General features: G+C 50.8%; 1 protein-coding gene. It reads left to right on the top strand.

The window, feature by feature from the left end; all coding sequences use genetic code 11:
* Positions 1–14 precede the first annotated feature (14 nt).
* The gene (locus tag KD145_RS05570; protein WP_212004916.1) at positions 15–15,758 is read left to right on the top strand and encodes a non-ribosomal peptide synthase/polyketide synthase; all 15,744 of its coding nucleotides are present in this window, start codon (positions 15–17) and stop codon (positions 15,756–15,758) included.
* Positions 15,759–15,785 lie beyond the last annotated feature (27 nt).

Here is a 15,785-nt window from a genome sequence, read left to right as displayed (position 1 = left end):
TTTAATAATAACATATGATTGAGGTTAACTTCAATAAAGCGATAGCAGTAGTGACGAAGGCGAGAGAGAATGGAGTAATGCTTTTTCTGGAAGATGGTAAAATTAAATTCAAAACACCCAAAAATGCCGGCATAGCGCCGGAACTTCTGGAAGAGATAAAACTGCACCGGGAGGAAATAAAAGCATTGTTGCACCAGGCAGGCGCCGGAGATGAAGAACAGATCATCGCCGGTGCTGCCACCGCAGCTTCAGGTATCCGTTTGTCGTATAGCCAGGAACGTTTGTGGTTCATCGATCAGCTGGAAGGCAGCGTGAAATACCATATACCGATAGTGCTGAAGTTGAAGGGGGATCTGCAGGCAACAGCCCTCCGCGATGCACTGAGAGAAATCGTCAACAGACATGAAGTGTTGCGTACCGTCTTCCGGGAAACCAGCGGTGTTGCCACCCAGCTGGTGCTCAGCAAAGATGCCTGGGACCTGGATGTGGTGACCACTCCTGACTATTATAACGATCCCGCTGCACTGCCCGTCGCTATACAAGCTATCATCGACAAACCATTTGACCTCTCAACGGATCATATGTTGCGGGCGCATCTCATAGCTCCTGGCACAGATGAATATTTGCTGGTAGTGGTATTGCACCATATTGCCGCAGACGGATGGTCCACCGGTATTATCGTCAGAGAACTGGTTGAGCTGTATCATGCGCTGGTGAAAGGAGTGAAACCGGAACTACCGGTGATGCATATACAGTATGCCGACTATGCCCTGTGGCAACGGAAATACTTATCCGGTAAAACACTGGAAGCGCAGCTGCAATACTGGAAGGGAAAACTGTCTGATACAGCGGCGCTGGAACTGCCTGCGGACTATCCCCGGCCTGCGGTGCAAAGTAATCGTGGCGCCATCGTTTCGTTTAACCTTGACCGTGATATATCAGAAAAGGTAAAAGCCTTTTCAAAACAGGAAGGTGTTACTGTATTTATGACTTTGCTGGCTGCATTTAAAGTGCTGCTGTACCGTTACACCGGGCAGGAGGATATCTGTGTAGGTACGCCGGTGGCGGGAAGAACAAGGAAAGAGGTAGAAAACCTGATAGGCTTCTTTATCAACTCACTGGCACTACGCAGTGATATGAGCGGGCAACCTGCGTTTAACACCCTGCTGCAACAGATAAAACAAACTACCCTGGCAGCCTACGATCATCAAGAACTTCCTTTTGAAAAGATTGTAGAGGCGGTGGTAAAAGAAAGAGATCTGACAAGAAACCCGCTGTTTCAGGTGATGTTTGCCCTGCAGAATGCGCCGGCATCGCCGGAACTGGAACTGGACGGCGTTACGTTTTCCTATGTCCTCACAGAACATACCACGGCTAAGTTTGACCTGACCTGCTCTATGGAAGAGAGCGAATCAGGCTTTACCGGAAGGATGGAATACTGCACCGATCTTTTTAATGAACAGACCATCAGCAGGATGATCGGACATTTCCGGCAGCTGCTGAGTACCATATTAGAGGCGCCTGATACGTTGATCAGTGTGTTGCCATTGCTTACTGCTGAAGAGCGGCATCAGGCTTTAACAGACTTCAACAATACTGCTGTTGCCTATGCCGACGACCAGTCGGTGCCGGCATTGTTTGCGGCACAGGCACAGCAAACGCCGGATGCAGTAGCGGTGATGTTTGGAGAAACGATACTGCATTACGGTGCGCTTCACGAGCGTTCAAATCAGCTGGCCCATTATCTCCGTAGTAAAGGCGTACAGAAAGGCAGTCTGGTGCCGGTTTGTATGGAACGGTCGCTGGAAATGATGACAGGCATCCTGGCCATTCTGAAGGCTGGTGCTGCCTATATGCCTTTGGAACCGGCATATCCGGCAGAGCGGCTTAACTTCATGCTGGACGAAAGCAGGAGTCACCTGTTGCTGACCACTACGGCATTCAATGAACGGTTTACAACAGAAAGGCCGGAAACAGAACTGGTATTTTTAGACCTGCTGCCGGAATTGCTGAATGGTCAGCCCATGGAAGATCTTGCTAATCCACCTTCTCCGGAAGACCTGGCCTATGTGATGTATACTTCCGGTTCTACCGGCAAGCCCAAGGGCGTGCTGGTCACCCACCGGAATATAAGTAGTCTGGTATTACAGCCTAATTATGTTTCCCTGAAGAATACGGATAGAATCCTGTCTGCAGGCTCGCTGGCCTTTGATGCCACCACCTTTGAATATTGGGGTGCGCTGTTGAATGGTGGCCGTCTGGTATTGAGTGCGGAAAACAGCCTGCTCGATAGTGCTGTGTTCAAACGTGAACTGTATAGTAAGGAAATAACGGCGATGTTTATGACTTCCAGTTGGTTCAATCAGCTGGTGGATACGGACATTACCGTGTTTGCAAAGCTTTCCGCTATCCTTGTAGGAGGAGAGAAGTTATCTGAAAAACATGTAGAGCGGTTCCGGCAAACTTATCCGGACATCAACATTATTAACGGCTACGGCCCTACGGAAAATACCACCTTCTCTGTATGTTGTATTATCAACAACCGGGAGTTTACAACCAATATACCCATTGGTATTCCGCTGAACAACCGTACTGCTTATGTGCTGGACGCGGCTCAGCAGCTGGTGCCGGTGGGCGTGGCCGGAGAACTGTATGTAGGCGGCGATGGGCTGGCACTCGGGTATCTTGACCGGCCTGAACTGACCGCAGAAAAATTTGTCCCTAATCCTTTCAGTGAAGTGCCAGGCTCGAGGTTGTACCGCACTGGTGACCGGGCACGCTGGCAGCCGGATGGTACCATCGCTTACCTGGGCCGTGTGGATGATCAGGTGAAGATCCGTGGTTTCCGGGTAGAACCGGGCGAGGTGGAGAATGTGTTGCTGGCTTGTGAGCTGGTGAGTCAGGGTGCGGTAGTGGTAAGAATAGATGATAAGGGCGTTAAAAGACTGTTTGCATATATAGTACCTGCCGATACGTTTGACCGCGATGGTATGCTGGCTTATCTGAAGGAAAAATTACCGGAGTACATGGTGCCTTCACTGCTGGTACCGATGGAAAAACTACCGGTGACGGCTAATGGTAAAATTGATAAAAAGGCGCTGCCGGAGCCGGATATGACAGGGCTGTCCTCCCATACCTATGTAGCACCCAAAAGCAGGGCAGGACGTGATATGGCGCAGATCTGGCAGGATCTGCTGGGCATAGAACGGGTAGGCATATACGATAATTTCTTTGAGCTGGGTGGCGATTCCATCATTACCATACAGGTGGTAAGCAGGGCAAGAAGGGCCGGATACAAACTGCATCCCCGTGATCTGTTTACGCATCAGACGATTGAGCGTCTTGAAGTGCTGATGGCAGAACAAAAGGAGCAGGGGACTACCGGCGAACAAGGCTTGCTGACAGGCGATTGTGGCCTGTTACCGGTACAGCAATGGTTTTTTGATACCAACGCCGGCGCTGCTGGTCATTTTAATCAGAGTGCTTTATTGGGGGTTGAAAAAAATGTTACACCGGCACATCTTGCTGCAGCTATCAAAGTGCTGGTCCGCTATCATGATGCACTGCGTTTTGTTTATCATAAAGATGATCAGGGCTGGCATCAGACCTATGGTACTTATGAAGCAGGCCTGGAAATAAAGGATATGCGTGAAGTGGCTGCAACAGACCTGGCGGAGCAGATCGCTGCGTATAGCCGTGAGGTACATCGCAGCCTCGATATTACAAAAGGGATGCTGATGCGGGCGGTTTTACTGCAAACAGCCGATACGGTAGCCGCCAACAGGTTGCTGATCGTAGTACATCACCTGGCTGTAGATGGTGTATCCTGGCGCATCCTGGCGGAAGACCTGGAAGTGTTGCTAAAACAGGCTGTGGCGGAAGAAACCATCACCATATCGCTCGATAAAGGAAACTCCTATCGTCAATGGGTGGAAGCACTGACGGCCTATGCCGGACAACGCCGCCTCACCAGCCAGCTGCCTTACTGGGAAAAAACAGTGGCCGCGGGCCTGGAGCAGCGTATACGCACCACCAAAACTTTTGATGGCCCTGTTTTCATTGCAGATTTCAGTAGCCTGGAAACAAGGCTGGACGCTACTTTCACACAGCAGCTGCTGCAGGAAGCTCCCAGGGCTTATCATACCGAAATCAATGATATCTTATTAAGTGCACTGGCATTGGCGGTTACCAAATGGAACCAGGCCGGCCGCGTTTGTATAGGACTGGAAAGCCACGGCCGCCAGGATATCGGCGGAATGGACATAAGCCGCACCGTGGGATGGTTTACCAGTTTGTATCCGGTGCTGTTGGAAACCAATGGCAGCAATGCTCCGGGAGAGATTATCAAATCTGTGAAAGAACAGTTGCGGTCCGTACCGGATAAAGGTATCGGCTTCGGTGTGCTCAAACATCTGGCTAAATCTACCTCCCTGCAAGGGAAAGATCCCTGGGATATTGTGTTCAACTACCTGGGACAATCAGACCATGTAGTGAAACAACAGGGCTTCTTAAGCCTGGTGAACGAATCATCCGGCGCCGGAGCAGGTGAGGAGTATGTGATGCAGGAGAAAATAGCCCTCAACAGTATCGTGCGGGATGGAGCGCTGGTGCTGGTCTGGACTTTCAGTACCAGACATTTTGAAGAACAACAGATACAGGCCCTGGCCGCAGATTATATGGCACAGCTGCAAACACTGACAGCTCATTGTGCTGCATTGGAGACACCGGTTTTCACCCCTTCAGATTATGGTCTGAATGGTATTGTCTCCAATAATGAATTGGATACCTTTCTGGATGCTGTCCACACCGGCCCGTCCCGGCGTGAACAGATCTCCGGATTGTACCGCCTGAGCGCATTACAGGAAGGTATGCTGTTTCACAGTCTGTACGACAAAACTTCCGGTGCGTACATCGAACAGTTCGCGTGCGACCTGTTGTCATTACAACCGGCTGCTTTCCGTACTGCATGGGAACATCTGATCCGGCAACACAGCATCCTGCGTACAGCTTTCTTCAGTGATGAAGCAGCTGTCCCATTGCAGGGCGTTTTCAGGGAAGTGTCACTTCCACTGGAAATACTGGACTACAGCCAGATGGATGAAACCCGCCAACAACAAGCGATACAGGATTTTATGCTGGCTGATGGCCGCAAAGCATTTGATTTTAAGGTGGCGCCGCTCATGCGCATTGCCCTTATCCGTCTGAAAGATGATAACTACCGTTTGTTGTGGACTTTCCATCATATACTGTTTGATGGCTGGTCTGTTCCGGTATTGGTAGAGGAGCTGCTACGGGCCTATGAGGCGGCTGTTAAAGGCGAAGTAATGCCTGCTGTGCCGGAAGACCGCTATGAGGACTTTATCCGCTACCTCGATAAACAGGATCAGGAACAGGAAGCTGCTTATTGGAGTAACTACATGCAGGGCCTGGAAGAAGCCACCCTGTTGCCTTTCATCAAAACAGGCGCTGATCGTACTAAAGAGGCTGGCGATTATAAAGATCATCTGGTGCAACTGGACACTGCTGTCTCTGCTAAAATAGCTGCCTTCGCCCATCAGCATCATATCACCATCAATACCCTCATGCAGGGCGTGTGGGCGTGCCTGTTATATCACTATACCGGCCATGAACACATCTCCTATGGTGTAACGGTTTCAGGCCGTCCGGAAGATTTGCCAGGCATAGAACAACGGGTGGGCCTGTATATCAACACCATTCCGTTGCATACGGCTATACAGGAAGACAAGCCACTGGCACAGTGGTTACAGGAGCTGCAGGCCAACCAGCTGCAAAGCCGGGAGTATCAACACACCGGGCTGGATGCCATTCAGCGCTGGAGCGGTCTTGCCGGCGAGCTGTTCGACAGCCTGCTGGTATTTGAAAACTATCCGGTCAGCAAAGTGATTGAAGCCGAGTCCTGGCAATTGCAGGTAGAGAATGTGGCGGTACAGGAAAAAACCAATTATCCGTTAACGATCCTTATCGGCGCAGGTGCGGTTATCAATATCCGCTTCAGCTACAACAGCCACCTGTTGCCAAATGTATACATGGAGGCGATTGCAGGCCATTTTGAAACTATCCTGCATCAGATGCTGGAAAATGCCGCTGCACCTTTGCCCGCACTACAATGGCTGACACCATTGGAACAACAACGGCTGCTAACCTTTAATAATACGGCTGTCATCTGGCCGGAATACAAAAACCTGGTGGAGCTTTTCTCCGCACAGGTCCGCAGAACACCCGATGCTATTGCGGTCGTTTTTGAAGACACCGCCTTGTCTTACCGCCAACTGGATGAATATACCAACCAGCTGGCCCATTATCTCAACAGTAAAGGCGTAAAACAGGAAACACTGGTGCCCGTGTGTCTGGAACGCTCACTGGACATGATCGTGGCCATCTGGAGTATCCTGAAAGCAGGTGGGGCATATGTGCCGGTAGATCCTGCCTATCCGCAGGAAAGGATTGCGCACATGTTGTCTGATACCCATGCGGATATTATTCTGACAGATAAAACCGGCGTCGGCGCATTGCCTGCCGGCACTAGGGGTATCATCCTGCTGGATGAAGAAAAGGAACAGATTCGTTCTTATGCGGTCACTCCGCCACAACAGGCCATAGATCCCCATCAGCTGGCTTATGTGATCTACACTTCCGGATCTACAGGTAAACCCAAAGGCGTGATGAACGAACATGCCGGTGTGGTGAACCGTTTGTTATGGACACAACAGTATTTCTCCTTAACGCAGGAAGATGCAGTATTGCAAAAAACAACCTTCTGCTTCGACGTATCTGTATGGGAACTGTTATGGCCGCTGATAAGCGGCGCCAGACTGGTGATGGCAGTGCCCGACGGACAAAAGGATACAGACTATCTGAAGGCCGCTATTGACCGTTATGATATCACTACCATACATTTTGTACCCTCCATGTTGCACATCTTCCTGGAAAATGTTTCACAGGGCGACGTGCCGGGCCTCAGACGTGTATTGTGCAGTGGTGAAGCGCTGAAACCTCAGCATGTGAGCAGCTTCAGGGAAAAAATCCCGCATGCAGGGCTCTATAACCTTTACGGACCTACGGAGGCAGCCATCGACGTTACTTGCTGGGATATGCCGGCTGATTTCCGGGAAACAGATATCGTATCCATCGGTAAGCCGGTGGCCAATACACAGCTCTATATCCTGGATAGTGCCGGTAACCCTCTGCCAGCAGGCGTTTTCGGCGAACTGCATATCGGCGGGGTACAGGTAGCAAGAGGATATTTAAACCGTGATACACTTACTCAGGAAAAATTTGTCAAAGATCCGTTCAGCCATACGCCTGCTGCCCGCCTGTACAGAACCGGCGACTGGTGCCGCTGGCTGCCTGATGGTAACATTGAATATGCCGGCAGGATAGATGACCAGGTGAAGATCAGAGGATATAGAATTGAGCTGGGAGAAATAGAAAGTGTATTGCTGGAAAGTGAGTTGGTGAGCGAAGCCGTGGTGACAGCCAGAGATGCGGCTGATGGTAGTAAACGCCTGATTGGATATGTGGTGCCCGCGGGAGACTTTGATCGTACAGCCATTATGGACGGATTAAAACGCCGTCTTCCTGATTATATGATACCTGCCTTGCTGATGGAGCTGCCTGCATTACCGCTGACAGCCAGCGGAAAGGTCAACAGGAAAGCCTTGCCCAATCCTGATGCGGCCGCTCTGGCATCCAGCGAATATCTAGCTCCGCGTAATGGAACAGAACAGATATTGACAGGTATCTGGGAACATATACTGGATATTCCCCGTGTAGGCGTTAACGATAACTTTTTCGCACTGGGAGGAAACTCTCTCTTATCAATGCGACTGGTAGCTGCTTTGCGTAAACAACTGCAGATAGAGCTACCGGTAAAATCAGTATTTACACATCCTTCCGTTGCGCTGCTGGCAGACTATATCCTGCATCAGGAACAGGTGGCCACCGTATTACCAGCTGTAGAAGCGGCGCCGCGGCCGGAAAAAATTCCGCTGTCCTTCAGCCAGGAACGCCTGTGGTTTATAGACCAGCTGGAAGGAAGCGTGCAGTATCATATCCCGGTTGTACTAAGGCTGAAAGGCGCGCTCAACAAAGTCGCGCTGACAGCAGCTCTGCGGGGTATTGTCAACCGCCACGAAATATTACGTACTGTCATAGAACAGGACGATGGTCAGGCATGGCAACGTATCCAGGATAAAGACAGCTGGCAGCTGCATATCACGGATGAACCGGTGTTCCGCGAAGACCCGCTGGCCTTGTCGTCTCTGGTTCAGTCTTTAGTACATGCTCCCTTCGATCTGTCCCGCGATCATATGCTGCGTGCGCACCTGATCATGTTGTCAGAAGATGAACATCTGCTGGTAACGGTGGTACATCATATTTCCTCTGATGGCTGGTCTTCTGCTGTAATTGTAAAAGAACTCGTAGCACTTTATACAGCAGCTGTCCGTAATGAAGCAGTCAGTCTGCCTTTATTGCCGCTGCAATATGCCGACTATGCTATCTGGCAACGGCGTTATCTGTCTGATGACGTGCTGGCCGTTCAACTGGAATACTGGAAAGAAAAGCTGCAGGGCACAGAAGTGCTGCAGCTGCCTGCTGATCATGCGCGGCCTGCAGTGCAGAGCACCCGCGGCGCTGTAACCTGGTTCCGGCTCGATAAGGAGCTGACAGTGCGGTTGCGGTCATTATCCCGTCAACAGGATGTGACGCTCTTCATGACCTTACTCGCCGCATTTAAGGTTTTGCTGTACCGCTACAGCGGACAGGAAGATGTATGTGTGGGAAGTCCGGTGGCCGGCAGAACCAGACAGGAAACAGAAGTACTGGTGGGTTTCTTTATCAACACTCTGGCCCTGCGCAGCCATGTAAGCGGTCAACAGCCCTTCGCCACGCTGCTGCAACAGGTTAAGGAAACAACACTGGGCGCCTATCAGCATCAGGAGATACCTTTTGAAAAGATAGTCGAAGCCGTTATTAAAGAGCGTGACCTTAGCAGAAGCCCGTTGTTTCAGGTGATGTTTTTATTGCAAAACATGCCCGCCACACCGGCGCTGGAACTGGAAGGACTGCAGCTGTCCGCGGAACCGTTGTCATACGCCACCACACAATTTGATCTTAGCTTCACCATGGAAGATAGTGCCGACGGCCTTTCCGGAAGTGTGGAGTATTGTGTGGACCTGTTTAGTCCTGATACGATAGACAGGATGGTACGGCATTTCGAACAACTGCTTCGTGGCATTGTGGAGGCTCCTGGCATGTTGATACAGGCTATTCCGATGTTAGGTCAGGAAGAACAAAAACAACTACTATTTACTTTTAACAATACCCGCAACGAGCATCCGGAACTGACTGGTAAAACACTGATAGACCTGTTTACAGAACAGGCGATGCGTACGCCGGCAGCCACCGCGCTGGTGTTTGAAAATGCAGCGCTGACTTATCAGGAGCTGGAAGAACGTTCCGGCCAGCTGGCATGCCTGCTCGCGCATAAAGGTATCGGGGCCGGTTCTATGATCCCCTTGTGTGTAGACCGCTCGCTGGAGATGATGGTAGCCATACTGGGCATCCTGAAGGCTGGCGGCGCTTATGTGCCACTGGACCCGCTTCACCCGGCCGAACGTATCAGCCACATACTGGAAGATCTGGGCAGGGGTAAACTGATCATTACCTCCGATGCGCACCGGCATTTGTTTAACCAGCAGGGCGATACAGAACTGATATTGCTCAACGAATGGAGAGATGAAAGACAGCTGCAGCATTTGCCTGATGCATTGGTGTCAGCCACAGCTTGCGATCCGGCTTATGTGATTTACACTTCCGGATCTACCGGCAAGCCCAAAGGAGTGGTGATCAGCAACGAAGCCATCGTGAATTTTATCAGTCATCGTAGCCGTGATTTTGGTATCGATCATACAGATAGGGTATTGCAGTTTTCCAACTATTGTTTCGATGCAGCCGTAGAACAGATGTTCCTGCCGCTGGTAAACGGAGCCGTGCTGGTAATGATCCCTGAAGCGCTAAGGCTGGACAGGCAACAGTTTGAACAGCTGCTGGAACAGGAAAAAGTTACACACCTTGATACTACACCCGGCTTCCTCTCTTCCATTACACCCGGCAACTATGGCTCCCTGAGAAGGGTTGTCTCTGGTGGTGAGGCCTGCAGCCTGCAACTGGCAATGGAATGGGGCCGGCATGTAGACTTCTATAACGAATACGGACCTACGGAAACTACTGTTGTGGCTACTGCGTATCTGTTCCGTCCGCAGGATATCGGAAAACGGGATATGTTGCCCATCGGTAAACCGCTTACCAACGTAAACGCCTATATCCTGGATGTGGCCGGGCAACCGGTACCACTGGGTGTAGCCGGTGAACTGTATATCGGTGGGGTACAGGTAGCAAAAGGTTACCTCAATAATCCGGCGCTGACAGCAGAGAAATTTGTAGCGGATCCTTTTGCCGGCCAGGACGCCAGATTATACAGGACCGGAGATCTCGCATGCTGGCTGCCGGACGGTAACATCGCCTACCTGGGCCGCATAGACGACCAGGTGAAACTTCGCGGTTATCGTATAGAGCTGGGTGAAATCGAAAATGTATTGTTGCAGCACCCCGATATACGCGAAGCGGTAGCGCTGGTGAAAACAGACGCCAGTGGCAATAAACGCCTCATTGGGTATATCGCCGGAGAGCAGCTGCCCGCCCGTGAAGAGGTGGCAGCCTTCCTGCGCGAACGTCTCCCGGAATATATGGTGCCTTCCCTGTTTATCACACTGGACACCATGCCGCTGACTCCTAATGGGAAAGTGGACAAAAAGGCACTGCCGGAGCCGGATACCACTGTCTTCACCAGTGAAGCTTATGTGGCGCCGGCCAATGAAACAGAACAACAGCTCGCCGCCATATGGCAAAGCCTCCTGGGCATACAACAGGTAGGGATATACGATAATTTCTTTGAGCTGGGCGGTGATTCCATTATCACCATACAGGTAGTAAGCCGGGCAAGGCGTGCAGGATACGACCTGCATCCTTCAGACCTGTTTAAATATCAGACGATAGCCGGTTTGTCGGCTTTGCTGGTATCGAAGCAACAGGCTGCCACCAGCCAGGGTGAGCAAGGTTTGCTTACCGGCAACAGCGGCTTGTTGCCTATTCAGCAATGGTACTTCGATCATACTGCTACTACTGCCGGGGAAACCCATTTTAATCAGGGCATCCTGCTGGAGGTAGACAAAGGCATCGATATACCTGTGCTGGAATGGGCCGTATCAGAACTGTTGCGTTATCACGACGCTTTACGTTTTGTGTATAGTCATGATGAAAATGGCTGGCAGCAAACCTACGGCATACACGAAGGTATCCTGGAAGTAGCAGACCTGCGTACAACAGCACAAAGTGCACTGGCAGAAAAGATTACCGCACTGGGTGAACACTACCAGCGTAGCCTCTACATAGAACAGGGCATTACCGTTCGTACCGTATTTATCCAGACACCTGCCCAGGAAGAGCGCAACAGATTGCTGATCGTGATACATCACCTGGCAATAGATGGTGTTTCCTGGCGTATCCTGTTGGATGACCTGGAACTGCTGCTGAAAAATGATACCCGCAGAAAAGGTGCCGAACTGCTGGGGCCAAAAAGTTATTCCTACCGCCAGTGGTATAACACACTCACCGGCTACAGCCAGCGAAGCCGTCTGCAGACGCAGCTGGGCTACTGGAAAGAGGCCGCTGAAAGTTATACGCCGCTGGTGACCGATAAAAAGTTTGATGGTGTTATCACGGTAACGGATACACTGAATCATGTGGTGCGACTCAATGCCGGACAAACCAGACGACTGTTACAGGAAGCCCCCAAAGCCTATCACACAGAAATTAATGATCTGCTGCTGTCCGCCCTGGCTGTTACTTTAGTGGAGTGGAACAAAACAGCAAAAGTAGTGGTGGGCCTGGAAGGACATGGGCGTGAATCCATAGTAGCCGATGCAGACATCAGCCGTACCGTGGGATGGTTCACCAGCCTATATCCGTTAACGTTAGATGTAAAACATAATAACATCAGTGCCCTGTTAAAATCTGTAAAAGAGCAGTTGCGGAGCGTGCCGGATAAGGGACTGGGATATGGTATATTAAAATATATTAACAAAGAAACTGCTTTACAGGGAACAGATCCATGGGATGTTGTATTCAACTACCTCGGTCAAACCGGTAACATCACTGCGCAGGAAGGCGTATTGCGGATAGCCGCCGAATCGCCGGGCAGCGCCATCGGAAAGGATTTCCCTGTGACAGAAAAGATAGCCATTGATAGTATGGTGCAGGAGGATGAGCTGGTACTTCGCTGGAAATACAGTAGCAAACACTTTAATGCAGCTGGTATCGAAAAAATGGCGGCGGCCTATATCACTCATCTGGAAGCCCTTATTGAACATTGTGTGGCACTATTAACCCCATTGCCTACTCCGTCTGATTTTGGATTGAGTAAGGAAGTCAGTGTGGAAGAACTGGACCAGTTCCTGGATGCCGCGCCTAACGGCATTCCCAGACGTGCCCGTATCGATGGACTGTACCGCCTTACCGGCTTGCAGGAAGCGATGCTGTTCCACGGACTGTACGACGAAAATTCAGCTGCCTATATGGAGCAGTTTGCCTGCGATCTGTTGCAACTGAATGAAGCCGCCTTTGTACAAAGCTGGAACCTGTTATTACAACGGCATACCGCCTTGCGGAGCAGCTTCCATTATGATGAATTCAGCATCCCGGTACAATGTGTATACAAAGATGTACAGCTGCCGGTAACATTGCTGGACTACCGCAACATGACAAAAGCGGAACAACAGCAGGCACTGCAGGCTTATGCTAACGCCGACCGCAACAAGGGATTTGATTTCAGGGAAGCACCTTTGATGAGGCTCACGCTGGTCCGGCTGGATGAAAACCGCCACCGTATGTTATGGACTTCCCATCATATTCTTTTTGATGGCTGGTCACTGCCATTGATACTGGAAGGGCTGTTGCGTATATACGAGTCCGTTGTCAGACAAACTGTTCTGCCAGCGGTGAAGGAAGACCGCTACGAAAATTATGTGCGGTACCTCGAACATCGCGACAGGGAAGAGGAAGAAACATTCTGGCGCAATTACCTGAAAGAGGCTTCAGAAGCCACTTTGCTGCCTTTTATAGGCGCTACCGAAGAACGCAACAGCGGCACCGGTACCTATCACCAGGAAAACTTCGAGCTGGATACTTTGACTACCAGTGAGATCAACCGCTTTGCACAACGCCATCGTATCACACCCAATACACTGATGCAGGGCGTATGGGCTTACCTGTTATACCGTTATACAGGGCGCAGGGATGTAGCTTACGGTACTACTGTGTCTGGCCGTCCGGAAGGTTTGCCGGGCGTGGAACAGGCTGTGGGTATGTATATCAATACCCTGCCCTTGTATGCGCAGATTGTACCGGAAAAGCCCGTGGCGGAATGGTTGCAGGAATTGCAGGCTTCTCAGCTGCAGTGCCGGGAATATCAGTATACACCACTGGACGACATACAGCGCTGGACAGGCATTTCCGGCGACTGGTTTGACAGCCTGCTGGTATATGAAAACTATCCGGTGAGCAAAGTGCTGGAAACACAGGAGTGGCTGGTACAGATAGAGAATGTTGCGGTACATGAACAAACCAATCTGCCGCTGGAAATACTCGTGGCGGTATCTGATACCATCCGTATTACACTGCGGTATAATGCAGACCTGCTCGGAGGATCCTATGTACAAGCCATTTCCAGGCATTTTGAACAGGTGCTGAGACAAATGACGGGCAATGATAACGCCACCCTTCAGCAGCTGGAAATGTTGCCGGCAGTAGAATACCAATATCTGACCCAGGACCTGAACCATAAAAAGGCAGATTTCCCGCAGGGTAAAACTATTATAACACTCCTCCGGGAGATGGCTTTCCGCATGCCGGATGCTACTGCCATTATCTTTGAAGCAGAAGAACTCACCTACCGGATGCTGGAAGAGAAATCCAACCAGCTGGCCAATTACCTGCAGAATCTGGGCGTCAGGAAAGACATGCCAGTGCCGATATGTATCGACAGGTCTATGGAGATGCTGGTGGGTATACTCGGCATTATGAAGGCAGGTGGGGCTTATGTGCCAATAGATCCTGCTTATCCGGTAGAAAGGACCGCATTCCTTTTGCAGGATGTGCAGGCTGAAATCGTAGTAAGTAATATCCGCCTGAAACAAAAGATGGAATCGGCCGCCAGCGTTCAGGTGATAGCACTGGACGACCGGGGAGACGAATTGTATCTCCGGCCGCTGACACCTCCGGTCATAGCGCCATCACCGGGAGATCTGGCTTATATCATTTATACTTCCGGTTCTACCGGTACTCCTAAAGGCGTGCTGATTGAACACCGGGGTATGTTAAATCACCTGTATGCAAAGATCCATGACCTGCGTGTGAACCACCGTTCTGTCATTGCATATACGGCTTCCTATACCTTCGATATTTCGGTATGGCAGATGTTTTCTGCCCTGCTTTGCGGAGGAACAACCATTGTGTATCCGGACGAAGTAATACTCAATCCTGAAAAACTAATCCTTTCTGTAGAACGGCAACAGGTCACTATCCTGGAGCTGGTGCCTTCTTATCTGGCTGCGGTGCTGCAGGAAGATATACCTGCCCGGCTGGAACAGCTGGAATTCTTACTGGTAACCGGTGAGGCGGTCACTCAGCAAGTGCTGGCACAGTGGTTTACGCATCCGCATTATTCCCGTATACCCGTGGTGAACGCCTATGGCCCTACAGAAGCTTCGGATGATATCTGTCATTACTTCATGTATGAAACGCCGCTGCAGTCTAATATCCCGCTGGGATATCCGGTGCAGAACCTCAATATATACGTTACCAGTGAAGATATGCAGTTGTGTCCTGTGGGAGTGCCCGGAGAAATCTGTGTTTCCGGAGTAGGCGTAGGCAGAGGGTACCTGAACCGGCCTGAACTAACGGCAGAGAAGTTTATCAATGATCCGTTTATAACGGGCATGACTGTACGGATGTACCGCACCGGAGACCTGGGCCGCTGGCTGCCGGATGGAAGCCTGGAGTACCTGGGCCGTATCGATGACCAGGTGAAGGTCCGCGGTTACCGCGTGGAACTGGGCGAAATAGAACATGCCCTGCAACAGCACGAACAGATACAACAGGCGGTAGTGGTGGCCAGACCCGATAGGAGAGGCCATAAACAGCTGGTGGGTTATGTCGTGACTGCCGCCGATTTCGACAGAGACAGCGTGCAGGCTTTGCTCAAAAGCCGGTTGCCCGAATATATGGTGCCTTCACTGCTGATTACCCTGGATAAACTACCGCTGACAGCCAATGGAAAAGTAGACCGCAAAGCATTGCCTTCACCGGAAGACATACAGGAATTGTCTTCACAAACGTATATCCCTCCCCGTAATGAAACAGAAGCTTTGCTGGTGGAAGTATGGCAGGATCTGCTGGGATTGGAAAAGATAGGCGTGCAGGACAACTTCTTTGAGCTGGGTGGACACTCGCTGCAGGTAATCCGCCTGCTTTCAACTGTCCGTAAAAAATTCCAGGTGGAAGTGGCCGTCAGGACTTTCTTCCAGCTGGCTACCATAGAGCAGTTGGCCCGGTACGTGAAAGTTAATCAGGAAGACACCACAGATGACGATGAGCATCTTGAAACGATTACACTGTAAAATGTCCGTTGACCCTTTATATCTCTT

This window comes from Chitinophaga sp. HK235 (genome assembly GCF_018255755.1).
Classification (GTDB): Bacteria; Bacteroidota; Bacteroidia; order Chitinophagales; family Chitinophagaceae; genus Chitinophaga.
This window is presented reverse-complemented; position numbering and strand designations above follow the sequence as displayed.